At 58.7% G+C, this 22,615-nt stretch carries 23 protein-coding genes; 13 read left to right on the top strand and 10 right to left on the bottom strand.

Annotated elements, in window-relative coordinates:
• Positions 1-243: 243 nt before the first annotated feature.
• Positions 244-1,092 carry an NADPH-dependent 7-cyano-7-deazaguanine reductase QueF gene (gene queF / locus IU367_RS16275; protein ID WP_043554884.1) on the bottom strand — a complete coding sequence of 283 codons (849 nt, stop codon included), beginning with the start codon at positions 1,090-1,092 and terminating at the stop codon, positions 244-246.
• 177 nt (positions 1,093-1,269) lie between these two features.
• On the opposite strand from queF, the gene syd reads away from it, so the two are divergent.
• Positions 1,270-1,818: a SecY-interacting protein gene (gene syd, locus IU367_RS16270; protein WP_241324373.1), complete on the top strand. Its 549-nt coding sequence runs from the start codon at positions 1,270-1,272 to the stop codon at positions 1,816-1,818.
• An 87-nt stretch (positions 1,819-1,905) separates the two neighbouring features.
• Here syd and IU367_RS16265 read toward each other — a convergent pair whose 3' ends face one another.
• From IU367_RS16265 to IU367_RS16245, 5 genes are all read right to left on the bottom strand, one after another.
• Entirely contained in the window at positions 1,906-2,691 is a 786-nt protein-coding gene (locus IU367_RS16265) for a Zn-ribbon-containing protein (protein WP_042867179.1), read from the bottom strand.
• 6 nt (positions 2,692-2,697) lie between these two features.
• Entirely contained in the window at positions 2,698-3,003 is a 306-nt protein-coding gene (locus IU367_RS16260) for a hypothetical protein (protein WP_274452450.1), read from the bottom strand.
• A 100-nt stretch (positions 3,004-3,103) separates the two neighbouring features.
• Positions 3,104-3,340: a DUF2789 domain-containing protein gene (locus IU367_RS16255; protein ID WP_043134467.1), complete on the bottom strand. Its 237-nt coding sequence runs from the start codon at positions 3,338-3,340 to the stop codon at positions 3,104-3,106.
• Positions 3,341-3,475: 135 nt separating this feature from the next.
• Positions 3,476-3,775, bottom strand: a complete 300-nt coding sequence (locus IU367_RS16250; protein ID WP_043134468.1) for a DUF3301 domain-containing protein — start codon at positions 3,773-3,775, stop codon at positions 3,476-3,478.
• A gap of 74 nt (positions 3,776-3,849) precedes the next feature.
• A complete protein-coding gene (locus IU367_RS16245; protein WP_274452449.1) occupies positions 3,850-4,878 on the bottom strand; it encodes a DUF3549 family protein in 1,029 nt (342 codons plus the stop codon).
• A 455-nt stretch (positions 4,879-5,333) separates the two neighbouring features.
• On the opposite strand from IU367_RS16245, the gene IU367_RS16240 reads away from it, so the two are divergent.
• From IU367_RS16240 to ptsG, 6 genes are all read left to right on the top strand, one after another.
• Positions 5,334-5,669, top strand: a complete 336-nt coding sequence (locus IU367_RS16240) for a YqcC family protein (RefSeq protein ID WP_274452448.1) — start codon at positions 5,334-5,336, stop codon at positions 5,667-5,669.
• Entirely contained in the window at positions 5,666-6,520 is an 855-nt protein-coding gene (truC, locus tag IU367_RS16235; RefSeq protein ID WP_274452447.1) for a tRNA pseudouridine(65) synthase TruC, read from the top strand. The genes IU367_RS16240 and truC overlap by 4 nt, the downstream gene beginning before the upstream one ends.
• 90 nt (positions 6,521-6,610) lie before the next feature.
• A complete protein-coding gene (locus tag IU367_RS16230; protein ID WP_043134470.1) occupies positions 6,611-7,051 on the top strand; it encodes a flavodoxin in 441 nt (146 codons plus the stop codon).
• A 523-nt stretch (positions 7,052-7,574) separates the two neighbouring features.
• The gene (locus IU367_RS16225) at positions 7,575-8,900 is read left to right on the top strand and encodes a maltoporin (protein ID WP_290017336.1); all 1,326 of its coding nucleotides are present in this window, start codon (positions 7,575-7,577) and stop codon (positions 8,898-8,900) included.
• A 91-nt stretch (positions 8,901-8,991) separates the two neighbouring features.
• Positions 8,992-9,963 carry a MalM family protein gene (locus tag IU367_RS16220; RefSeq protein ID WP_274452446.1) on the top strand — a complete coding sequence of 324 codons (972 nt, stop codon included), beginning with the start codon at positions 8,992-8,994 and terminating at the stop codon, positions 9,961-9,963.
• A 431-nt stretch (positions 9,964-10,394) separates the two neighbouring features.
• The gene (gene ptsG / locus IU367_RS16215) at positions 10,395-11,825 is read left to right on the top strand and encodes a PTS glucose transporter subunit IIBC (RefSeq protein WP_043134475.1); all 1,431 of its coding nucleotides are present in this window, start codon (positions 10,395-10,397) and stop codon (positions 11,823-11,825) included.
• Positions 11,826-12,078: 253 nt separating this feature from the next.
• Here the strand turns inward: ptsG and IU367_RS16210 are convergent, their stop codons facing one another.
• The 4 genes from IU367_RS16210 to map all read right to left on the bottom strand — a co-directional run bounded on the left by IU367_RS16210 (position 12,079) and on the right by map (position 17,223).
• Entirely contained in the window at positions 12,079-12,462 is a 384-nt protein-coding gene (locus tag IU367_RS16210; RefSeq protein ID WP_011705091.1) for a DUF3461 family protein, read from the bottom strand.
• A gap of 257 nt (positions 12,463-12,719) precedes the next feature.
• Positions 12,720-13,547 (bottom strand): 2,3,4,5-tetrahydropyridine-2,6-dicarboxylate N-succinyltransferase, encoded by an 828-nt coding sequence (dapD, locus tag IU367_RS16205; protein WP_042867191.1) that lies wholly within the window; start codon positions 13,545-13,547, stop codon positions 12,720-12,722.
• Positions 13,548-13,682: 135 nt separating this feature from the next.
• Positions 13,683-16,370 carry a bifunctional uridylyltransferase/uridylyl-removing protein GlnD gene (glnD, locus tag IU367_RS16200; RefSeq protein WP_274452445.1) on the bottom strand — a complete coding sequence of 896 codons (2,688 nt, stop codon included), beginning with the start codon at positions 16,368-16,370 and terminating at the stop codon, positions 13,683-13,685.
• A gap of 64 nt (positions 16,371-16,434) precedes the next feature.
• Positions 16,435-17,223, bottom strand: coding sequence for a type I methionyl aminopeptidase (gene map, locus IU367_RS16195; RefSeq protein ID WP_042867193.1), 789 nt, complete (start codon positions 17,221-17,223; stop codon positions 16,435-16,437).
• A 362-nt stretch (positions 17,224-17,585) separates the two neighbouring features.
• On the opposite strand from map, the gene rpsB reads away from it, so the two are divergent.
• The 6 genes from rpsB (at position 17,586) to IU367_RS16165 (ending at position 22,499) form a co-directional block, all read left to right on the top strand.
• Entirely contained in the window at positions 17,586-18,314 is a 729-nt protein-coding gene (gene rpsB, locus IU367_RS16190; protein WP_042867194.1) for a 30S ribosomal protein S2, read from the top strand.
• A gap of 104 nt (positions 18,315-18,418) precedes the next feature.
• Entirely contained in the window at positions 18,419-19,300 is an 882-nt protein-coding gene (gene tsf, locus IU367_RS16185) for a translation elongation factor Ts (RefSeq protein WP_042038148.1), read from the top strand.
• Between the two features lie 71 nt (positions 19,301-19,371).
• The gene (gene pyrH, locus IU367_RS16180) at positions 19,372-20,106 is read left to right on the top strand and encodes a UMP kinase (RefSeq protein ID WP_042038153.1); all 735 of its coding nucleotides are present in this window, start codon (positions 19,372-19,374) and stop codon (positions 20,104-20,106) included.
• Positions 20,107-20,208: 102 nt separating this feature from the next.
• Positions 20,209-20,766 (top strand): ribosome recycling factor, encoded by a 558-nt coding sequence (gene frr, locus IU367_RS16175; RefSeq protein WP_043134480.1) that lies wholly within the window; start codon positions 20,209-20,211, stop codon positions 20,764-20,766.
• 72 nt (positions 20,767-20,838) lie between these two features.
• Positions 20,839-21,615 (top strand): polyprenyl diphosphate synthase, encoded by a 777-nt coding sequence (uppS, locus tag IU367_RS16170; RefSeq protein ID WP_274452444.1) that lies wholly within the window; start codon positions 20,839-20,841, stop codon positions 21,613-21,615.
• A gap of 26 nt (positions 21,616-21,641) precedes the next feature.
• Entirely contained in the window at positions 21,642-22,499 is an 858-nt protein-coding gene (locus IU367_RS16165; protein ID WP_043134484.1) for a phosphatidate cytidylyltransferase, read from the top strand.
• Positions 22,500-22,615 lie beyond the last annotated feature (116 nt).

Below are 22,615 nucleotides of genomic sequence, written 5' to 3'. Positions count from 1 at the left end.
AGCACAGGGGTGTGGGCATGTTATCCAAGCCCCCCCCTGCCCGTCCAGCGTTTACTGGCGGGGATGGGGGAAGGGGTCTGGTATCCAAGCCCCTTGTTGTCAGCCGCGTCCAGCGTTGACTGGCAGTGACAGGGGAAGGGGCCTGGTATTCAAGCCCTTCCTGTCTGCCGCGTTCGACGTTTACTGGCAGGGATAGAGGAGGGGCTCGGTATCCAGGCGCCTTCCCGTCAACTGCCCCGGCGTTTACTGGCGGATAAGGCGCAGGTTGGTGGGGGGAACTTCCCAGTCGCTGCGGAACGGGTTGATATCCAGTCCGCCACGGCGGGTATAGCGGGCATAGACGGTCAGCTGGCTCGGGCGACAGAAGTGTTTGAGATCGGTGAAGATCCGCTCGATGCACTGCTCGTGGAACTCGTTATGCTGGCGAAACGAGATGAGGTAGCGCAGCAGTTTTTCCCGATCGAGGCGCGGGCCGCGATAGTGGATCACCACGGATCCCCAGTCCGGCTGGCTGGTCACCAGGCAGTTGGACTTGAGCAGGTGGCTGTGCAGTGTCTCTTCCACCTCCTCGTTGCTCGCTGCCCCCTGCAGCAGCTCGGCATCGAACTCGTAGCAGTCCACCTCTATGTCTTGCTCGTCGATGCACTCCCCCGGCAGGGTCGCAATGTGGTGGGGCGCCTGGGTCAGCGGGAACAGGGTGACGCTCACATCGCTGCCGGCGCAGGCACTCAGATCCTTGACCAGCAGCGCCTGTACCGCTTCCAGCGAGTCGCAACGGGTCTGGTTGAAGGAGTTGAGGTAGAGCTTGAACGACTTGGATTCGATGAGGTTGGCGCTGGTCGCCGGGACTGAGACCTCGCCGACGGCCACCATGGGCTTGCCTTTGGCATTGAGCCAGGAGAGCTCGTACAGGGTCCAGATGTCACAACCCTGGAACGGCAGCGTGCCGGTCAGGCCGAGGTCGTCGCGGTTCAGGCTGCGCGGTACCGGTTGCAGCAGGGCCGGGCTGTACTGGCTGATGTAGGCGGACTGCTGGCCCAGGCTCAGCCCCTGCAAGGCGCTGGCACCTGCGTATCTTTCTTGTTTGCTCATGTGTTTGATGATCCGGACGTTGAATGGGCCATTGCGCTGGCAGCGGCTGGGGCCCTTGCCCCAGGTCGGCGTTGCGGGAGGATAGCCACCCAGTGGCGACGTCTCACGCTTCACCTTGTCTGCTCACGGCTTTGATGGTGCAATAGCGGACTTTGGCAGCAATTGTGGGGAATTTCGATGTCGGATCAAGTCTTGTCTGCCCTGGAACACTTTTTTTTACGCTGGCAGCGTGATGGCGAGGCGAGGCGGGGACTGCCCCTGTGTGAATGGGAGGCTGACTGGCGCTCCCCTTGCGAGCTGGATGAGCCCAGAGAGGGACGGGTCGCCTGGCGTCCGCAGCAGCGCAGTGAGCCCGCAGACTTCACGGCCATGGCCGATGCGCTGGAGCTGGTGCTGCATCCCGCTGCCCTTGCCCTGTTTGGCCACTGGTTCAGCCGCCCCATCCCCTGTTCCTACAAGGGGTTGCGCCTTGAGTTGATCCTGCCGTGGAACGAGGCGGATCTGGACCTGCTGAGGGAGAACCTCATCGGCCACCTGCTGATGCTGCGCAAGTTGAAGCGTGCGCCATCTATCTTCATCGCCACCACCCGCAACGAGATGACGCTTATTTCCCTTGATAACGAGAGTGGTCAGGTGTGGCTGGAGTGGCTCGACTCGGGTCGCCGTCTGGCGCTGGCGCCCTCCCTGCCCGATTTTCTCGCGCGGCTGGAGACGTTGCCGCAATAAGGGGCCTTGCACAAACCCGAACGAAAAGAGCCTTGCCGCTTGGCAAGGCTCTTTTTCATTGTCCCTTTATCACGGCTGGCGTGGCACCTAGTCCTTGAAGTCCCAGGAGAGGTTGGAGACCAGCCGGCAGGGATCGCACTTGAAGTCGAAGATCTCGTGCAGCGGTTCGGTTAGCGCCCATTCACCGCCACAGCCGGGGCAGGGGCGAGCCTTCTCTTCGGCGGCGCTCAGCCCGCCGACCCGGTAGAGGTAGTAATAGGTAGGAATGCCGCTCAGGGCTTCCAGCCGCTTGCCGAGATCGCTGCCACGGCGTTGCAGACGGCTGCCTACCTCGCCGATTTCGTGCAATGCCGCGTGTTCGGCGATGGAGCCGTTCATCTGCAGCTGATCACACGCCTCCCAATCCTCTTGCCACTTGATGATCTGCTTGTGGTCGCCGTTGGCGATGGCCGGCAGCCGGTAGAGCGGTATGGGGGCGAAGTGGTCGCCACAACGCAGTGGCGAGCAGGTGTGCAGGAAGCTGGTGTAGAGCAGCATCCAGCTCGGCCGCTCGTCGGTGTGGCCGCAAGGATCCGTGCTGTCGGAGAGCAGATCCACCCCTTGCAGCTGGAGTTTTGGCGCGAGCAGTCCCGCCTGATTGAGCTGCTGTTCAGCCAGTGCCACCTGTTCGCTCTGGTTGTCCGGGTGCAGGCTGTCTTGCTCGGGGCAGACCACCCGGCTGATGAACTGACCCTGCTGCATGCTGGTGGGAAACTCCCGGCCAAGGATCTGGCCCTGATAGCGCAGCATGTCCAGGTAGTTGACTATGGCCCGCTCGGCCTCACCGAGGGAGGTATCGCGATAGCATTCAAAGCTGAGTTCGAGAATGTACATGGGGGCTCAGTCCGGCTGGCGTTGAAGCAGCAGGGCGGTCAGGCGATCGACCTTCTGCTCGAGCCGGTTGAGCTGCTCGCTCAGCTGCTGCAGGTTGACGGTATCGGCCGCCATCTCGGGCTTGGCAACCGCAGGCGTGGTGGTTGCGGATGGCTCGGTGGGCTGGGGTTGCTGTTTCCACTGGCTCAGCACTTTCAGCAGCTCGGCCATGGGCACGGGCTGGCTGAGGCGAGCCTTGACCATGGCGGTGGAGGGGGCGATCCCCTTCGCGGCCAGTTCGTTGGCAATGCGGATGATCTCTTGGGCGGACATGGGGGCTCCTGCGCAGGATGACGGTGATACGGGCTGGACGGGGCACAGAGCTTAACCAAACCGCCTTCGTCTGGAAAGCGGGCTGGCGAGAGGAGGAGGCTCAATCGGTCTGGCGCAGCAGCACATCCAGCTGATCGATGGCTTCCGACCAGTCCGAATCATCCCAGAGCGCATCGCGCAGGAAGTTGGCCTGGGACTGGGTCCAGAAAGCGGCCTCGGGCAGCAGGGTCTGATTGTCCAGCCTGTGTTCGTGAATGAAGCGGTGCAGGTTCAGCTCGTCGTTGGCCAGACCCAGCTGGGCAAACAGGGCGGACAGGTCGTGGGTCAGGAATTCCATCTCATCTCTCCCAGGGGACATTCCTGAAAATTATAGGCCCGGATCCGTGCCGGCTTGCTATTGCGATGGCATGGGCACGATGCGGGGTAGCTGGCCTGAGGTGGTCTGGGGCCAGCGGGAGTCGCGCTGGCTGGCTTACTGGGATGGCATGCGATGGGGTGGCAGATCGACGCCGACTATGTGCAGTCCCTGCATGCGCAACTGTCCCTGATAGTGGCTCTCGCCATCGCTGGAAAATTCAAACTCGTAGTAGGTCAACAGTCGCAGTGGCTGATGGGCCAGCGCACGGTGGCTGCGCGCCAGCGACAGCAATTGCAGATCGTGATGCTGGCAGTAGCGGCGCATGTATTGCCAGGCGAGTTCGGCCTGGCGGCGCTGATGCCAGAAGGCAGCGCCGATGAGGATAAGCAGCAAGATACCGAGCATTTCACCCATCGAGGGCTCCTTCCTTGTGATGTGGCCTTGTGTGGACCGAGTGGCGAGCCACCCGGCCGTTATTCCATCAGATGTTACGCCGCGGCAAACAGACGGCCTATGGCCTGACCGAGCGCATCGCTGCGCGCCGGATCCCGCAATCTGGCCAGCATATCATCGCGCAGGGCCGGCAGGGTCACCAGTTCGGCAAACACCTGATTGAAGAACTGGGTCGGTTGCAGCGCCAGCTGCTCCAGGAACAGGCCGAGCAGGCTCGGCTCCTTCAGATCGGGCCAGAGGCGACCGGCGATGGCCAGCAGCAGGGCCGGGCTCGGCTGGGTTTGCAGCAGGGTCAGCAGCTTGTTGGTGCGCATGGCATTGCCGTTGCAAGTGGCCAGCGCCCGGCACAGGTAGGCCAGGGTTTCCGGGTTGGGCTCGGCGCTCTCCTGCTCCTTGCCGATGCGCTCGAACAGGGCACCTTGCACGGCCGGTGGTAGCGGGACATTTTCCAGGCTCTGGCAGAGGGCGTAGAGCGGCGCCTGGGGCAGCCTTGGCAACGCCTTGCACACCAGCGCCAGATTGCGCTCGTCCTGCAGCCGCTCGGCCATGTCGGCGAAGCCTTGCAGGCCCAGCGCCTGCCAGCCTTCGTCACTCGGTGCCGCCAGATAGTGGCACAGGGCGTCGTAGTAGGCGGAAGGGGCCTGTTCCAGCTGGCGGGCCAGCTTGGCATGCAGGCTGGCCATCTTGGCCTCGGCCGGGCGGAAGGTGTAAGGGTTGTCGGCCAGTCGCTGGGCCTTCTCTTCATCCAGATCGCCGGTCAGCTTGTAGCCCAGGGTCTCGACCACCTGATCCATGAAGAGCTTGGGGCCGCTGCCGATGAGCAGACCGCGCTCATCGAGCGCAAACTTGAGGAACCAGAGATAGTGCCTGGACTCCGCCGGCTGGAAGAAATGGACGCCGAGCCAGGCGTGCTGTTGCAGGGGCCAGGGATAGGGTTCTTGCTGCTGCTCGATGCGCACGAAGGTATCGCTCGCCAGCGGTCGCACCTGGCGACCCATGTCGAACAGTTGAAACTGGGTATCGGCCTGGGTCAGAAACTCGGTCAGCGTGTTGATGGTAGACATGATGTGATCCGGCTAAGGGTGATGCGGGCCGATTATAAAGCGGTTGTATCAGATAGCCAGTAGGGGTACCAAGAGCGCTTTATTACAGGCGCTGCGGGTCAAGCTGTATAAAGCGGTTGCATCAGATAGCCTGTGGGGGTGCCAAGGGGGTTTGTTACAAGCTGAGAAGGGCGCTGCGGGTCAATCTGTATAAAGCGGTTGCATCAGGTAGTCAGTGGGGGTGCCAAGGGCGTTTTGTTACAAGCTGAGAAGGGGGCTACGGGTCAATCTGTATAAAGCGGTTGCATCAGATAGCCTGTGGGGGCTCGGCTCTGCGTCCAGCCTGCCAATGGAACGTGGCAGAAGGGGAGGGGGACGGTGTATAATCGCGCCCTTTTTTGATGAGCCCGGCCAGCCTGTGCCCGTTTTACCGGGGAGGTTGACCGGTATGTGGTCATGAGCAAGAGGACGACGAGATGAATCAATATTTGCTGGTAGCCGGCCTGTTGGGTGAACTCACCGCCGAGTTGCAGCGCCTGGCGCGCTGGCAAGATGAGCATCCGGGTGAAGAGGCCCTGGCGAGCGAGCTGCCGTTCTGTGTCGATACCCTGAGCTTCGATCAGTGGCTGCAGTTCGTGCTGATCCCGCGCATGGAGCAACTGGTCATGCTGCAAGCACCGCTGCCCACCAGCGTCTCCCTCTATCCCATGGCGAGTGAAGTCTACAAAGAAGAGCTGGCCGACGTGGAAGCCCTGCTGCGGTTGATCGCTCGCTTCGATCTGCTGCTCTCCGGCAAAGTGGTTGAGCAATGATGAGTGAGCAGGCAAAGGAAGAGAACGCCTTGCAACTGACCCTGCCCTATCAGAAGGAAACGCCGGCTGGTGGTAGCCCCAATGGTTGCCGTACTAACGACGGCGGCGCGATGAAGCTGACTCTGCTCTATCAGGATGACTGGCTGGTGGCGGTCAACAAGCCGTCGGGCCTGCTGGTGCACCGCAGCTGGCTCGACAAGGCCGAGACCCGCTTCGCCATGCAGATGACCCGGGATCTCATCGGCGGCCGCCACGTCTACCCCGTGCATCGCCTCGATCGCCCTACCTCGGGCGTACTGCTGTTTGCGCTCGATCCTGCGGTTGCCCGCACCCTGACCGAGGCGCTTGCCGCCCGTCGGGTGCACAAGGAGTATCTGGCGCTGGTGCGGGGCTGGGCCCCGGAACAGGGGGTGATCGATTACCCCCTCAAGGAGCAGCTGGACAAGATAGCCGATGCCATGAGCTCCCCGGATCGTCCGGCTCAGGAGGCGGTCACCGCATTTCATCGCCTGCACCAGGTCGAGTTGCCCCATGCGGTTTCCAAGAAGCACCCCACCAGTCGTTACAGCCTGGTCAGGCTGTTCCCGAAAACCGGTCGCAAGCATCAGCTGCGCCGCCATCTGGCCCACCTGTTCCACCCCATAGTGGGGGATACCAGCCATGGTGATGGCCGCCACAACCGCTTCTTTCGCGAGCAGCTGGGGTGCGAACGCCTGCTGCTGGTGGCCCGCAGACTCAGTTTCGAGCACCCGATCCTCAAAGTCCCGCTGCGGATCCAGGCGCCGCTGGGGCCGGACGTCTTGCAGCTGTTTGCCGAGCTGGGCTGGCCCGCCAGCGAGAGCGACTACTGATCTTCACCTGGCCTGCTCACTCACGGCCGGGTGTTGTCTTCGACCGGGTTGTGGCATGCTGTAAAACCACGCCAGTCAAAGGAATCCGTTATGGCTCAGATAGATATAGTGGTGGGAACCGTTTATGGCGCGGCCATGCTGGTTGCCGAGACGCTGTCAGCGCAGTTGCAGCAGGCCGGACATGAGTGCCAGATCTTCGATGAAGCCGTGCTGGAAGACCTGGACGCCTCCCGCTTCCTGCTGGTGATCACCGCCACCACGGGGCAGGGCGATATTCCGCCCAATCTGCAACCCTTAGCCGCCGCCCTGGCCGATCGGGCTCCCTATATGAAAGGGTGGCGTTATGCGCTCATCGCCATGGGTGACAGCAGCTATGAGCACTTTTGCGGTGCCGGCCGTCAGCTTGACGGCCTGTTGCAGGAGCTGGGGGCCAGGGCTCTGTTGCCCCGTCTGGAGATAGATGCCACCGTCGACGATGAACCGGAAAAAGTGGCGCTGGCCTGGCTAACCGGCTGGGAAAATACACTCTAGTTTTCCCCTCCTTGTGTTCTTTATTTGTCCCCCGTTGGTTTGCCCATGGGGGATGTTTATTTCCGGGCCAGACCAGTCTCAACTGACCATATTTCCCACTTTTTATCCGGTTATTTTTCTGGCATCCCTTCGTTTGGCCGAGCATTTATTTCTGTTATGACCGACATGCAAGAAAATTAAAAGTTCCGCATTGAAAGCGATTTCAGTCATGTTTTTGTCATTGATTTGGGTATTTTCAACTTAATCAGCGAAGCGAATTAATGTTTGATAGCGATTTCAAGCCATGTTTTTTGCTTGTTCGTGTTTTTAATTGGTGAGTTATTGCTGGTTGCTTGCTTTAAATGTCCTATAAAACCCTCTTGGGTGTTGGGTGGGCGATTTGTCGCCATTTTGTGAATCAGCTCATGTTTGTCCCGAAATTGGCTACCTATAATCGGCCTCGGTTATCACCTAAACGTTTTTATGGTGGTAAGAACTTGAATATCAGGATCACACCCTCTCAGCGGGAATAAGGAAAATGAAAATGAAAGCAAAGTGGCTCCCGATCGCTGCAGCAGTAACCGCAGCCCTGGCTTCCCAAGCCGCCTTCGCCGTTGATTTCCACGGCTACTTCCGTTCAGGTGTTGGCGTTTCCGGTGACGGAGACATGGTTAAATACAACGTGAACAAGGTTGGTCGTCTGGGTAACGAAAATGATACCTACGGCGAAGTTCAGCTGGGTCAGGAAGTATTCAACAAGGATGGCAAGACTTTCTACGTTGATTCCATGTTCGCCATGGCTTCCAACGGTTCAAACGACTGGGAAGGTACCGGTACCGTTTGTAACTTCGATGCCAAACAGTGCAACGGTGATTCCGATTTCGCCCTGCGCCAGTTCAACGTCCAGGCCAAGGGCCTGCTGGGTTTCGCACCGGAAGCCACCCTGTGGGCCGGTAAGCGTTACTACCAACGTCACGACATCCACATCTCCGACTTCTACTACTGGAACATCTCCGGTGCCGGTGCCGGTATCGAAGGCATCCAGGCCGGTCCTGGCAAGATCTCCTTCGCCTGGGTTCGCAACGACCGCAGCGCGGCCGATGTGTTCGGTCAGTACAACCAGATTGGAACAGACCCGACTACCGGTAATCCAATCTATCGTAAAAACGAAGACCTGAACGTCAACACGCTGGATCTGCGTTATGCCGGTATCCCGCTGTGGAGCGAAGCGTCTCTGGAAGTTGGCGTAGACTACGCACTGGTTAACGAGACCGAAGCGCAGAAACCGCTGAAAAACAACAACATGAAAGACGGCGTCATGCTGACTGCCGAACTGACCCAAGGCATCCTGGGTGGCTTCAACAAGACTGTGCTGCAGTACGGTACTGAAGGTTACTCCAAGACCATGGCCTTCTACGGTGACGGTTCCTGGTACGGTGCCGAAGCCAAAGACGGTGCTGATGGTTTCCGCATCATCAACTGGGGTGTTGTTCCCATGGGCAACAACTTCGAGATGGGTCACCAGCTGGTCTACGGTGTAGGCAACGAGATGTGGGATGGCAACGACAAGGTTGAAGCCATGTCCGCCGTTGTTCGCCCCATGTACAAGTGGGATGACTTCAACAAGACCATCTTCGAAGGCGGCTACTTCAAGGACAAGACCAAGTCCACCAACGGTACCTCTGTTGATGACTCCGGCTACAAGCTGACCCTGGCTCAAGCCTGGTCTGCCGGCTCCAGCTTCTGGGCTCGTCCTGAAATCCGTGTGTTCGCCTCCTACCTGGCCAACGACGAAGATCAGAAAGTCTTCGAAAGCGGCACCTCCAAAGACACCTACCAAGTGGGTGTGCAAGCGGAAGCTTGGTGGTAAGCACTTCTTTCAGTTAAGTTAGTCACTGCCCCCGTATGGGGGCAGTTTTGTTTCGCCGGGTAACGGCAACCGGGTTATGGAGATAAGAAGAATGAAACTGGTAAAGATGTCTATCGCAGCCGTGGTTACTGCGCTGTTGGCCGGTTGTTCCGGTAGCATGTTGATCCCCGTGCAGGATCACGCATCCATCCTGAGTAATGCCGAACAGGCCAAGCAGGCGCTCTCACAGGCAACCAGCTGCTGCGCTGCTTTCAACGATTTCAATTATGTGAGCCTGCCGGAAGGCGATACCTTGCTGGCCCTCGATGGCAAGCAACCCAGTTTTCAGTTTGACGAGGGGATGAGCTACTTTGCGGCTTATCGCCTGCCAGCCAACACCGGCAACCTGGCCATCAAGGTCGCCTCCCAGGTGAGCAAGACAGTGCTGGTGCCTCAGGTCATCATGCTGGATGCCCAGTTCAAGGTGACTCGTGTGCTGGGTGAGTCGGTATTCAGCTACCAGCCAGCCCATCTGCTGGACAACGATCGCATCGAAGGCAAGGTCTTTGTCGATCGCAGCATGCCGGGCAACCCGGCGGCTGAAACCTACATGATTGTCTATGCCCCGGCCAACCAGCTGGCGGGCAGTACCACCATATTGCATCCCTCCAAGGCGTTTGCCCGTGCGAATGGCACGGTCGAGCCGGATATCAAGGATCCCGTGATCCCGCACTCCCCATGGGGCCTGGTGCAGATCGAAGTCGTCGACATGGCCAAGGGGCAGGGTCTTGAGGCCGTCTTCAAACCCGAGTACGCAGACAAGGTGGCGATGAGCCAGGCCGCACCGGTGACCGCTGCCGTGGCGGCTGGCACTGTGACGGCTGCAGCCGTTGCTGCGCCCAGCAAACCCGCACCCGCCATGCTGACCGAAACCGAGGCTTTCTATCAGTCCCAGATCGAGAAAGCGGTGAAAGCCGGTGATATCGACAAGGCGATGCAACTGGTCAATGAGGCCGAGCGTGCCGGCTCGACCAAGGCGAAATCCGTCTTTATTGACGCGGTCAAGCGTTCGCAGAAAGGCTGAATATTGCCCAGTCTTTAAAAGATAATATTTATTTGAGGCCTCCCTTGTTGGAGGCCTTTTTAATCGGTAGACTAAAATAGAAAAAACAGCAAATGGTTACATTAAGTTACAATGCGTTTCTTTCGGCATTAATATGATTGGTTAAAATACAATGCGAAACAGCACTTTTCATATTTATGGCGTAGCATGAAAATGCCGAAATATATCTGTAATCTCCCCGAATTTTCCCTCTGAATTATCTTGTGATCTCCCCTCCAAATTTTTTATTCCCTTGCGCCTGATGGAAGAAATTTCAGATCTGCTGGGTTATATTCAACAGGTCAAAATAAACACCCCCCAATCGAATTCATGCCGATGAAGATGATGCTCGTGATCGTCTATCAATTGGACTGAACCGTTTACGGGAAGACAATTCATTCAGGAGCGCACACATGTTTAAAAATGCTTTCTCTAATCTGCAAAAGGTCGGTAAGGCGCTGATGCTGCCAGTATCGGTCTTGCCAGTTGCAGGTATTCTGCTGGGGGTGGGCGCCGCTCACTTCAGCTGGTTGCCAGAAATTGTCTCCCAATTGATGGAGCAAGCTGGTGGTTCCGTATTTGGTCAGATGGCCCTGCTGTTTGCAGTGGGTGTTGCCCTCGGCTTTACCAATAACGACGGCGTATCCGGTCTGTCAGCCATCGTTGGCTACGGCATCATGACAGCTACTCTGAAGGTGATGGCACCTGTGATGGGTGTTGAAACCATCGAGACCGGCGTACTGGGCGGTATCCTCGCCGGTGGTGTGGCTGCCTGGGCGTTCAACCGTTTCTACAAGATCCAGTTGCCAGAGTATCTGGGCTTCTTCGCCGGCAAGCGTGCCGTGCCCATCATCACAGGTTTCGTGTCCATCGGTCTGGGTGTGATCCTGTCCGTGATTTGGCCGCCAGTTGGTTCCGCCATCGGTGCCTTCTCCGACTGGGCTGCCAACCAGAACCCGGTACTGGCCTTCGGTATCTACGGCGTAGTTGAGCGCTCCCTGATCCCGTTCGGTCTGCACCACATCTGGAACGTGCCTTTCTTCTATCAGGCGGGTACCTGTGTCAACGGCGCCGGTGAAACTGTTCACGGCATCATGACCTGCTTCCTGACTGCCGATGACGCTTCCCGCGCTGCCGGTAACGGCTTCGGTCAGCTGGCCGGTGGCTACCTGTTCAAGATGTTCGGTCTGCCTGCTGCTGCGTTTGCCATCGCTCACGCCGCCAAGCCGGAAAACCGCGCCAAGATCGTAGGTATCATGGCCTCTGCCGCCCTGACCTCTTTCCTGACCGGTATCACCGAGCCGATTGAGTTCTCCTTCCTGTTCATCGCTCCTGTGCTGTACGCGATTCACGCCGTACTGGCTGGTCTGGCCTATGTGCTGACCAACTCCCTGGGCGTGGTACACGGTCACACCTTCTCCAACGGTTTCATCGACTTCGTGGTGCAATCACCCCGTGCCGACAACATGTTGCTGCTGGTGGGTCTGGGTCTGGTCTACGCGGTCATCTACTACGTAGTGTTCAGCTTCGTAATCCGTGCCATGAACCTGAAAACTCCGGGTCGTGAAGACGAGACTGCTGAAGAGACAGTCAGCCAAAGCAAGGACGAGATGTCCGCTGCCCTGGTCACTGCCTTCGGTGGTAAAGAGAACATCGCCTCTCTGGATGCCTGCATCACCCGTCTGCGGGTTGGCGTGAAAGACGTGGCCAAGGTTGACCAGGCTGGTCTGAAGAAACTGGGTGCTGCCGGCGTGGTCGTAGCTGGTTCCGGCGTACAAGCCATCTTCGGTACCAAGTCAGACAACCTGAAAACCGACATGGATATCTGGATGAAGAGTAACTAATACAGTTGCCTGAATCCCGAAGTTCAGAAAAGGGAGGCGCAAGCCTCCCTTTTTGCTGGGCGAGTGTCAGGGTGATGGCGGGCAGGGACCGGGTCCATCGAGTTGCTCATCCAGTTGCACCCAAAGGAGTGGGGGTGAGCGGGGAGTTTATGGCCTGCTTCCCTCACCACATGTTGGCCCGCCCATGGCATGCGGATCCCGCACAAAGAAAAGGGGCGCCTGACGGGCGCCCCTCGTTGCTGCCGGATCGGGCTTACAACTTCTCCAGATCCCGTTCTATTTCACTGATCTTGTTCTGCACCACTTTTTCCAGATGGCGCAGGTCACGCAGTATCTTCTGCTTGATGTCCGGATCGGCCTGGACGTGTACGCCCTGGGTCAGGTTATCCAGCTCATCCACCACGTACTTGAGATTGGCGTTGATCTCGGTGACATCCTTGTACTCATGGGTACCCGAGTCGACCAGCATGGTCTTGCGCTGGCGGGGATATTTGAATTTGACACTCTTGGCGAAGAACTCGCCTTTCTGCTTCTTGAAGTAGATCTTGAGGATGTCGTGATTGGCTTCCTGGCGCAGGGTATAGCTGTCCACTGAGGTGGGTTCCTGGATCCCCAGGCTCTTCAGATTCTCGTACATCGGGCTTCCTCGGTTTGAAACGATCCTGACCCATCTATCTTAACCGAGTCTGTGTGGCTTGCCTGTGACAGGGGCGCCAAAATCAAAAGGGGCCCAAAAGGCCCCTTTTGCCATGATGGCTGGTCGATCACTAATCGATGGCGCGCAGCAGGGCGCTGATACCGACAGCCTGGGCCGCGGGACATTTCTATCATCTGGATGTCGATGCAATCATAAAAAGGGCGCCTCGAGGCGCCCTTGCAGCAAGCAGTTGGCCATTACTCGTCGATGGAACGCAGCAGGGCGTTGATCCCTACCTTGGCACGGGTCTTGGCATCCACCTTCTTGACGATCACGGCGGCGTACAGGCTGTACTTGCCACACTTGGAGGGCAGGGAGCCGGAGACGACCACGGAACCCGCAGGTACGCGACCGTAGTGAATTTCGCCGGTTTCGCGATCATAGATGCGGGTGGACTGGCCGATGAAGACGCCCATGGAGATGACGGAGCCTTCCTCCACGATAACCCCTTCAACCACTTCTGAGCGGGCACCGATGAAGCAGTTGTCTTCGATGATGGTCGGGTTGGCCTGCAGCGGCTCCAGTACGCCGCCGATGCCGACGCCGCCGGAAAGGTGTACGTTCTTGCCGATCTGGGCGCAGGAGCCCACTGTGGCCCAGGTGTCGACCATGGTGCCTTCGTCAACGAAGGCACCTATGTTGACGTAGGAGGGCATCAGCACCGTATTGGGGGCGATGAAGGAGCCTTTGCGGGCGGTTGCCGGCGGCACCACGCGCACACCCGCTTCCTTGAACTGCTCGGCTGTGTAGTCGGAGAACTTGAGGGGAACCTTGTCGTAGTACTGGGCATCGTCGCCCTTGATGATGCCGTTGTCATTGATGCGGAAGTAGAGCAGTACCGCTTTCTTCAACCACTGGTGTACCACCCACTCGCCGGCAATCTTCTCGGCGACACGGGCCTTGCCGGAATCCAGCAGGTCGATGGCTTGCAGGATGGCGGCCTTGGTGGCGGCATCGACTGAGCCGGGAGTGATGGAATCACGGCGCTCGAAGGCCGCTTCGATGATCTGTTGCAACTCGGTCATGACAGGTTTCCTTTAAAAAATTCCGTTTGTTGTATCACACTTTTCCAATTGTTTTTAAGGGCTCAAGCCGATTTCTTCGGGGGAACGCTGATTTATTGTGCTTGAGTGGTCCAACCATTTGTTCTGCTTGATAAATCAGGATGCTGAAAGGCGCCTTGTGAGGCCTTTCGCCGGCTTGTCGCTGCCCTCATCGTCGGCCGACTCCTGGGGATTGAGCTGATTCACCAGCCGCTCCTCCAGCGCCAGCTGCTCGTTCTGGGTCAAGGGCTCGCCCGCGAGAGTGGTGAGACTGAAGAAGTCCTCTACCCGCTCGCCTATGGTGGTGATCTTGGCGGCATGGAGCGACAGGCCGCACTGCTGGAACACGGCACCGATGCGGGCCAGCAGGCCAGGGGTATCCAGCGCCGTCAGCTCCAGCAGGGTGTGGCGGGTCTCCCCCTTGTGGGGCAAAAACACCGCCCGGGTTGGTACGCTGAACTGGCGGTGGCGCCGTGACAGCGGCTTGTTGCGCAGCACCAGCTTGCCCGGCTCCTGCAAGGCCTTCTCCAGCGCCTTCTTGATGGTGGCGGTACGGTTGGGGCTGATGGGCTCGCCGCTCGGCTCCAGCACCACGAAGGTATCCAGCACATAATCGCTGCGCGAATTCATGATCTGGGCATCGTGGATGTTGAGGTTCTTCTGATCCAGCGCCGAGGCCACGGTGGCGAACAGATTCGGGGTGTCGCGGCAGTAGATGAACACCTCGCTGCCCCCCCGGGTCGGATGCTTGCCGATGATCACCAGCGGGGCCGGGTTGTCACCATGCTCGATGATCTTGCGACAGTGCCAGGCGATCTGCTCCGGGCTGTGGCGCAGGAAGTAGTCGGCCTTGAAGTCGCTCCACAGCTGGTTGATGGCTTCTTCCGGCACGTCCCGCTGAGCCAGGATCTGCTTGGCCTGGCGCTGGTTCTCGCGAATGCGCAGCCGCATGTCGGGCGGGTTTTCCAGCCCCTGGCGCAGCGCCTTCTGGGTGGCGAAGTAGAGTTCGCGCAGCAGGGTGCCTTTCCAGTCGTTCCAGAGGGTGTCGTTGGTGGCGCAGATGTCGGCCACCGTCAGGCAGTAGATAAGGTCGAGATGCTGCTCGTCGCGCACCTTCTGGGCAAAGTCGGTGACCACTTCGGGGTCGTAGATGTCGCGGCGCTGGGCGGTGACCGACATCAGCAGGTGGTGGCGCACCAGCCAGGCGACCAGCCGACTCTCGTAGCGATCCAGGCCGTGCTGCTGACAAAACTCCAGTGCATCGACGGCGCCGAGTTCGGAGTGATCCCCGCGCCGGCCCTTGGCGATGTCGTGAAACAGGGCGGCGATGCTGAGCAGCTCCGGCTTGCGCAGCCGGGTGAACACCTCGTGGCAGAGCGGGTGGGTCTGACGGCTGGCCGGATTGGGAAACTGGTGGATGTTCTTGAGCAGCCGGTGGGTGTGCTCATCCACCGTGTAGGCGTGGAACATGTCGAACTGCATCTGGCCGACGATGAGGTTCCACTGGGGCAAATAGGCCGCCAGGATCCCGTATTTGTGCATCAGGGAGAGCGGCTGGCCTATGCCGTTGGGATGGCGCAGCAGCGCCATGAACAGGCGGCGGCACTCGGGCAGGTCCTGCAGCCAGCAGTTGAGCTTGCGGCGCGCCTCGCGCAGCTGGCGCAGGGTGGCGGAGTGGATGCCGGCAATCTCGGGATGCTGGGCTATCTGATAGAAGAGCCGCAGTATGGCTGCGGGCTCGCGGCCAAACAGCTCGGAATCCACCGCATCGATGAGGCGACCCCGCAGCTGGAATTCGTCGGAGAGGCGGCGCACATCCATGGCGGTGTTGCCGAGAATAGCCTCGTCAAACAGCTGCAGCAGCATCTCGTTGAGTTCCGAGACCCGCCGCACCGTCTGATAGAAGCGCTTCATCATCTGCTCGACCGGGCTGTTGCCTTCCCCCTCGAACCCCAGCATCTGGGCCACGGTGCGCTGGCGGTCGAACAGCAGCCGGTTGTCGCCCTTGTTGATGGCCATGTGCAGGGCGAAGCGCACCTTCCACAGGAAATTCTGGCAGTCGAGCAGCTCGCGATATTCGGCCCGGTTGAGAAAGCCGTGGCTGGTCATCTCGAACAAGGTGGTGGCGCCGAAGTGGCGGCGGGCGACCCAGGCCAGGGTCTGGATGTCCCGTAGTCCGCCGGGGTTGCTCTTGAGATCCGGCTCCAGCTTGTAGGCGGTCCCCTGAAATTGCTGGTGGCGCAGGGCCTGCTCTTCGCGCTTGGCCTGGAAGAACTGCTCGCTCGGCCAGAAGAGCTGGGGGCCGGTCGCCTCCTTGAGTTGCTGGAAACCCTCTTGGCGGCCCGTGATATAGCGCGCCTCGATCAGGTTGGTGGCGACCGTGATATCGGCGCGGCCCTGCTCTATGCATTCGGCCACGTTGCGTACCGCCTGGCCCACCTCCAGCTTGAGATCCCACAGCAAGGTGATGAATTCGCCGATGCGCAGCCCCAGCACCTCGTCCAGCTCGTCCCCTTCGTAGAGGATCAGCAGGTCTATGTCGGAGTGGGGGTGCAGCTCGCCCCGGCCATAGCCGCCCACCGCGATCAGGGTGAGCGCCGTCTTGTCGAAGCCGAACTTCTGCCACAGCCGGGTCAGCAGCTCATCCATGTATTCGGAGCGGGTGGCCACCAGTTCTATGATGTTGTCACCGGCATCGAAACGGGCGTGCAGCCAGCCGAGAAAACGGCTCAGATACTCTTTGCAGTTCTCGCGGGTGAGCTGATCGTCGGGTAACAGATGGGGGGAAAGCAGGCTGGCATCCATGGCATCTCACACTCTCGGTCTGGCCGGGTAAAGATCAACCCCGGCGTGTGGCCGGGGTTGAATGTCAAACGTGGCGGATAACGCGGTCGATGGTGTCATCGGGGCGCAGGGTGAGCACCTCGCAGCCATCCTCGGTCACCAGCAGGGTGTGTTCCCACTGGGCTGAGTCGCCGCCATCCTTGGTGGTCACGGTCCAGCCATCTTTCGGGTTGATGCGGCAGTGATACTTCTTGCTATTGACCATGGGCTCTATGGTGAAGCACATGCCCGGCTTGAGCTCCTGCTTGCCGCCGTTGCGGTAGTGCAGGATCTGCGGTTCTTCGTGGAATTCGCTGCCGATGCCGTGGCCACAGTAGTCGCGTACCACCGAGAAGCCGGCCTTCTCGACGATGGGCTGGATCAGGGCGCCAATCTCTGTGATGCACATGCCTGGGCGCACCTGCTTGATGGCGGCGTACAGGCTCTCCTGGGCGACCTTGCACAGCTGGCGACGCAGCGGTGTGGTCTCACCCACGATGAACATGGCGGAGGTGTCACCGTGATAGCCATCCTTGATGACTGTGATGTCCAGGTTGATGATGTCCCCTTCCCGCAATTTCTTGTGGTTGGGGATGCCGTGACAGATGACGTCGTTCACCGAGGTACAGATGGACTTGGGGAAGCCGTGGTAGTTGAGCGGGGCCGGGATCGCCTGCTGCACATCGACAATATAGTCGTGGCACAGGGTGTTAAGCTCGTCTGTGGTGACGCCTGCCTTGACGTGGGGGGCTATCATGATCAGCACATCGGCGGCCAGCTGGCCGGCAACGCGCATCTTTTCAATCTCTTCCGGTGTCTTGATTTTAATGGACATGGGATCTCTCTTGGGGCCTGACTGCGCATCCTGTCGATGCCCAACAATCAGGTAATGAAAAATAGATGCGTTTGCAATCAGGCCAAAATTTTATCCCCAACCCCCGTTTACTTCCAGTGTGATTGTCATCACAACGTCAAATCCTCTGCCCGGCATCCACTACAGGGATCCATTTTTAGCACCCCGGCCGGTGGTGTCCTGACCAAAGTTATGGTATAAAGCGCGCCGGAATGGGGAACTTGCGTCCGCATTTCATCACCCTTACTCAATAACACACACACATCGACACCTGTACCGGGGTGCCCCTTTGGGGTCGGTTACATGGGATGTGTGGAGGCCTAACCCCAATACAGAGGTATAAAATGGCTAAAGTTTCTATGCGCGACATGCTGCAAGCCGGCGTTCACTTCGGTCACCAGACTCGTTACTGGAACCCGAAAATGAAGTCCTACATCTTCGGTGCCCGCAGCAAGGTTCACATCATCAACTTGGAAAAAACCGTTCCGATGTTTGACGATGCCATGAACTTCATCAGCTCCGTAGCTGCCAAGAAAGGCAAGGTACTGTTCGTAGGTACCAAGCGTGCCGCGTCTGAAGCCGTAAAAGATGCCGCTGATCGTTGCGACCAGTTCTATGTCAACCACCGCTGGTTGGGTGGCATGCTGACCAACTGGAAAACCGTTCGTCAGTCCATCAAGCGCCTGAAAGATCTGGAAACCCAGAGCCAGGACGGTACCTTCGAAAAGCTGACCAAGAAAGAGGCGCTGATGCGTACTCGCGAAATGGACAAGCTGGAGAAGAGCCTGGGTGGTATCAAGAACATGGGCGGCCTGCCTGACGTGCTGTTCGTTGTCGATGCCGACCACGAGCACATCGCTATCAAAGAAGCCAACAACCTGGGTATCCCGGTAGTTTCCATCGTTGATACCAACTCCAACCCGGACGGCGTTGATTACGTCATCCCGGGTAACGACGATGCTATCCGTGCCGTACAGCTGTATCTGAATGCTGCTGCTGACACCGTACTGGAAGCTCGCGCTCAGGACATCGTTGTTCAAGCCGAACAAGATGGCTTCGTTGAAGCTGAGTAATTGATAAGGACTGAAAAGCCCTTATTAACCAAGCTGATGTAATTGGTTAGCAGGGGCCCTTGTGGCCCCTGTTTCTTGTCAATTCAAGACCGAGGATACTGGACATGGCTAACGTTACTGCCGCCCTGGTAAAAGAACTGCGCGAGCGCACCGCCGCTGGCATGATGGATTGCAAAAAAGCACTGGAAGAAGCTGCTGGTGATATCGAGCTGGCAATCGAGAACATGCGCAAATCCGGTCAGGCCAAAGCCGCCAAGAAAGCAGGCCGTATCGCTGCTGAAGGCGTGATTTTCGCCCGTACCGAAGGCAACATTGCTGCCATGATCGAGCTGAACAGCGAAACCGACTTCGTCGCCAAAGATGCCAGCTTCATGGCAATGGGCCAGAAGATCGCCGATATCGCCGCGACCCAGAAAATTGCTGACGTCGACGCCCTGAAAGCGACCGATTTCGGCAACGGTGAGTCCATCGAGCTGACCATCACCAACCTGATCGCCAAGATCGGTGAGAACATGAACCTGCGTCGCGTGATGCTGGTTGAAGGTGACAACCTGGGCACCTACGTTCACGGTTCCCGCATTGGTGTTATCACCAAGCTGACCGGTGGTTCCGCCGAGCTGGCCAAAGATCTGGCCATGCACGTTGCAGCCAACAGCCCGCAATTCGTCAAGCCTGAAGACGTGTCTGCTGAAGTCGTTGCCAAAGAGCGCGAAATTCAGATCGACATCGCCATCAACTCCGGCAAGCCGAAAGAGATCGCCGAGAAGATGGTTGAAGGCCGCATGAAGAAGTTCACCGGTGAGGTTTCCCTGACTGGTCAGCCGTTCGTGAAGGATCCTTCCATGACGGTTGCCGAGCTGCTGAAGAAAGAAGGCGCTGACGTTGTCTCCTTCACCCGTTTCGAAGTGGGCGAAGGCATCGAGAAGCAAGAGACCGATTTCGCTGCTGAAGTGGCAGCCCAAATCGCGGCCGCTCAGAAGGCCTAACCGAACCGGTTTTTCCGTTTCCCCAGACCGCGACTTATGTCGCGGTCTTTATATGACCAGGAATCAGTGACATGAGTACCAATCCCAAGCCTGCATACAGACGTGTTCTTCTGAAGTTGAGTGGTGAAGCCCTGCAAGGATCCGAGGGTTTTGGCATTGATCCGGCGGTGCTGGAGCGGATGGCCCAAGAGATCAAAGAACTGGTTGAGCTGGGTGTTCAGGTCGGTCTGGTCATCGGTGGCGGCAACCTGTTCCGTGGTGCCGGTCTTGCCAAAGCGGGCATGAACCGCGTGGTGGGCGACCACATGGGTATGCTGGCCACCGTGATGAACGGTCTGGCCATGCGTGATGCCCTGCATCGTGCTTATGTGAATGCCCGTCTGATGTCTGCCATCTCCCTGCAGGGCGTCTGCGATTCCTATAGCTGGGCCGAGGCCATCAGCCAGCTGCGCGCCGGCAAGGTAGTGATCTTCTCTGCCGGTACCGGCAACCCCTTCTTTACCACCGACTCCGCGGCCTGCCTGCGCGGGATCGAGATCGAAGCCGACGTGGTGCTGAAAGCCACCAAGGTCGATGGCGTATTCACGGATGATCCGGTCAAGAACCCGGATGCCGTGCTGTACCATGAATTGAGTTATGATGAAGTTCTTGAAAAAGAACTCAAAGTGATGGATCTTGCTGCTTTTACTCTGGCCCGTGACCATGATCTGCCGATCCGCGTGTTCAACATGAACAAACCGGGTGCGCTGCGTCGGGTTATCATGGGTGAGCCGGAAGGCACCCTGATCCACCACATCGGCAAGTAAGACAAGAGATCAGGCTGGAAGGCGCTCTTATTCATTACGCCAGCAAATAAATATGATAGACACGAGCCGCGTGGCGGCTCGTTCGCCAAAAGGAAAACCACTGTGATCAACGAGATTAAAAACGACGCCAAGGACCGCATGGCCAAGAGCGTAGAGTCGCTCAAGACCCAGATGTCCAAGATCCGTACCGGCCGCGCTCACCCGAGCCTGCTCGACGGTATCCAGGTTGAGTATTACGGTGCTGCCACTCCTCTGAAACAGTTGGCCAACGTGGTGGCAGAAGATGCTCGTACCCTGTCCATCTCCATTTTTGACCGCTCCATGATCCAGGCGGTAGAGAAGGCAATCCTGACCTCAGATCTGGGCCTGAACCCGTCCAGCAACGGCCAGACCCTGCGCGTGCCGCTGCCGCCGCTGACCGAAGAGCGTCGCCGCGATCTGACCAAGATCGTCCGTGCCGAAGCCGAAGGTGCCCGTGTGGCCGTGCGCAACATCCGTCGCGATGCCAACGCTGACTTCAAAGCGCTGCTCAAGGACAAAGAGATCTCCGAAGACGACGACCGTCGTGCTCAGGAAGAGATCCAGAAACTCACCGATGCCTTCATCAAGCTGGTGGATGACGCCCTGGCCGCGAAGGAAAAGGAGCTAATGGAAATCTAAGCCTCTGACAGGTATATTACGAGCGCCGTGTAGTGCCCCTGCACGGCGCTTTTGTCTTTGTGGGAGAAATGAATGTCGCTTTTGGCAGCGTTAGATGATTGTGCCAACTCGTCCTTGCCTCGTCATGTGGCCATCATCATGGATGGCAACGGACGCTGGGCTCAGAACCGTGGCAAGATGCGGGTCTATGGTCACAAGGCGGGCGTGAAGTCTGTTCGTGAGGCGGTGACCTTTGCCGCGCGCGCCAAGATTGAGGCGTTGACCCTGTTTGCCTTCTCCAGTGAGAACTGGCGGCGGCCGGAAGGGGAGGTCAGTGCCCTGATGGAGCTGTTCCTGACTGTGCTGGGCCGTGAGGTCAAGAAACTGCACAGCAACGGGATCCGGCTCAAGGTGATCGGTGATACCGCCCGCTTCAGTGAACGCTTGCAGGCCAAGATCGCCAAGGCCGAGGCCCTGACCGCCGACAACCAGGGGCTGACCCTCAATATTGCCGCCAATTACGGTGGTCAGTGGGATATCGCCCAGGCGGCTCGTAAACTGGCCCGTGCCGTGGCGGCGGGCGAGCTGGACGCCGATGCCATCGATGAGTCCCTGCTGGCCGGGCAAGTCTGCATGGCCGACCTGCCCCCCGTAGATCTGTTGATCCGGACCGGTGGCGATCATCGCATCAGTAATTTTGTGTTATGGCAGCTCGCCTATGCCGAGCTCTATTTTACCCCGGTATTGTGGCCCGATTTCAACGAGGCCGAGTTCAGTGAGGCCGTTGCCTCTTTCGTTGCCCGCGAGCGTCGCTTCGGGTGTACGGGTGAACAGATACGGGAATTGATCGCCGAGCATCAGACCGGCTAAACCCCCTCCCAAGAGAGAGGTTTCTTTTGCTAAAACAACGAATTATTACCGCATTGCTACTGGTTCCCCTGGTGTTGGGGGCGCTATTCTTTCTGCCGTTGAAATTCTTTGCCCTGTTGGCAGCCCTGGTGTTTCTGTTGGCCAGCCGCGAGTGGAGCGGCTTCGTCTCTGCCCAGCCGCAGCAATGGCTGCCGCTGGTGTTCTGTCTGTTGCTCGGTGCCAGCCTGTTCTGGCTGCCGGTCGAGCAGCTGTGGACCCCGCACTTGCATCCGCTGGTGATGGGCGTGCTCTGGACCGCGGTCAGCTGGTGGCTGCTGGGGCTGCTGCTGGTATTGCGTTATCCCCAGAGTGCCAAGCTGTGGAAAGAGTCCATCTGGCTCAAGTCCCTGTTCGGTCTGGTGACCCTGGTGCCCTTCTTCTGGTCCTTGGTGGCCATCCGTGGTTACAACTTCTATCACGACCCCATGATGGGGGCCTGGATCCTGTTGTTCGTCATGGGGCTGGTCTGGGCGGCAGATTCTGGCGCGTACTTTTTCGGCAAGGCCTTTGGCAAACACAAGCTGGCACCGGCCGTCAGCCCCGGCAAAACCATCGAAGGCATGGTTGGCGGCCTGTTTACCGCCAGCCTGCTGGCCGTTGCCGTGACCTGGTTCATGGGCTTCGTGCCCGCCAAGATGGCCATAGTGCTGTTCTGCTCCCTGCTGGCTGTGCTGGCGTCCGTGCTCGGCGATCTGACCGAGAGCATGTTCAAGCGGGAGGCGGGCATCAAGGATTCCGGCACCCTGCTGCCCGGTCATGGCGGTATTCTCGACCGGATAGACAGCCTGACCGCCGCCCTGCCGGTATTCCTGCTCAGCTACCTGTTGCTCAGCCAGGAATTCTGATGCCTCGCTCGCTGATGATCCCGGGAGCATCCGGCTCCGTCAGTCTGTTACTCGTTCAGGAGTCTTGATGCATAGTCTGATGATCTTGAAGGCTTTCGGCTCCATTCATTCGTTAG

The sequence above is a fragment of the Aeromonas bestiarum genome (assembly GCF_028751155.1).
Lineage (GTDB): Bacteria > Pseudomonadota > Gammaproteobacteria > Enterobacterales > Aeromonadaceae > Aeromonas > Aeromonas bestiarum.
The sequence above is the reverse complement of the archived record's forward strand: the minus strand, read 5'-3'. Positions and strand labels throughout refer to the sequence as shown.

Coding starts and splice junctions, on each gene's coding strand:
- queF (WP_043554884.1), bottom strand. CDS start 1,092: ATGAGCAAACAAGAAAGATACGCAGGTGCCAGCGCCTTGCAGGGGCTG.
- syd (WP_241324373.1), top strand. CDS start 1,270: ATGTCGGATCAAGTCTTGTCTGCCCTGGAACACTTTTTTTTACGCTGG.
- IU367_RS16265 (WP_042867179.1), bottom strand. CDS start 2,691: ATGTACATTCTCGAACTCAGCTTTGAATGCTATCGCGATACCTCCCTC.
- IU367_RS16260 (WP_274452450.1), bottom strand. CDS start 3,003: ATGTCCGCCCAAGAGATCATCCGCATTGCCAACGAACTGGCCGCGAAG.
- IU367_RS16255 (WP_043134467.1), bottom strand. CDS start 3,340: ATGGAATTCCTGACCCACGACCTGTCCGCCCTGTTTGCCCAGCTGGGT.
- IU367_RS16250 (WP_043134468.1), bottom strand. CDS start 3,775: ATGGGTGAAATGCTCGGTATCTTGCTGCTTATCCTCATCGGCGCTGCC.
- IU367_RS16245 (WP_274452449.1), bottom strand. CDS start 4,878: ATGTCTACCATCAACACGCTGACCGAGTTTCTGACCCAGGCCGATACC.
- IU367_RS16240 (WP_274452448.1), top strand. CDS start 5,334: ATGAATCAATATTTGCTGGTAGCCGGCCTGTTGGGTGAACTCACCGCC.
- truC (WP_274452447.1), top strand. CDS start 5,666: ATGATGAGTGAGCAGGCAAAGGAAGAGAACGCCTTGCAACTGACCCTG.
- IU367_RS16230 (WP_043134470.1), top strand. CDS start 6,611: ATGGCTCAGATAGATATAGTGGTGGGAACCGTTTATGGCGCGGCCATG.
- IU367_RS16225 (WP_290017336.1), top strand. CDS start 7,575: ATGAAAGCAAAGTGGCTCCCGATCGCTGCAGCAGTAACCGCAGCCCTG.
- IU367_RS16220 (WP_274452446.1), top strand. CDS start 8,992: ATGAAACTGGTAAAGATGTCTATCGCAGCCGTGGTTACTGCGCTGTTG.
- ptsG (WP_043134475.1), top strand. CDS start 10,395: ATGTTTAAAAATGCTTTCTCTAATCTGCAAAAGGTCGGTAAGGCGCTG.
- IU367_RS16210 (WP_011705091.1), bottom strand. CDS start 12,462: ATGTACGAGAATCTGAAGAGCCTGGGGATCCAGGAACCCACCTCAGTG.
- dapD (WP_042867191.1), bottom strand. CDS start 13,547: ATGACCGAGTTGCAACAGATCATCGAAGCGGCCTTCGAGCGCCGTGAT.
- glnD (WP_274452445.1), bottom strand. CDS start 16,370: ATGGATGCCAGCCTGCTTTCCCCCCATCTGTTACCCGACGATCAGCTC.
- map (WP_042867193.1), bottom strand. CDS start 17,223: ATGTCCATTAAAATCAAGACACCGGAAGAGATTGAAAAGATGCGCGTT.
- rpsB (WP_042867194.1), top strand. CDS start 17,586: ATGGCTAAAGTTTCTATGCGCGACATGCTGCAAGCCGGCGTTCACTTC.
- tsf (WP_042038148.1), top strand. CDS start 18,419: ATGGCTAACGTTACTGCCGCCCTGGTAAAAGAACTGCGCGAGCGCACC.
- pyrH (WP_042038153.1), top strand. CDS start 19,372: ATGAGTACCAATCCCAAGCCTGCATACAGACGTGTTCTTCTGAAGTTG.
- uppS (WP_274452444.1), top strand. CDS start 20,839: ATGTCGCTTTTGGCAGCGTTAGATGATTGTGCCAACTCGTCCTTGCCT.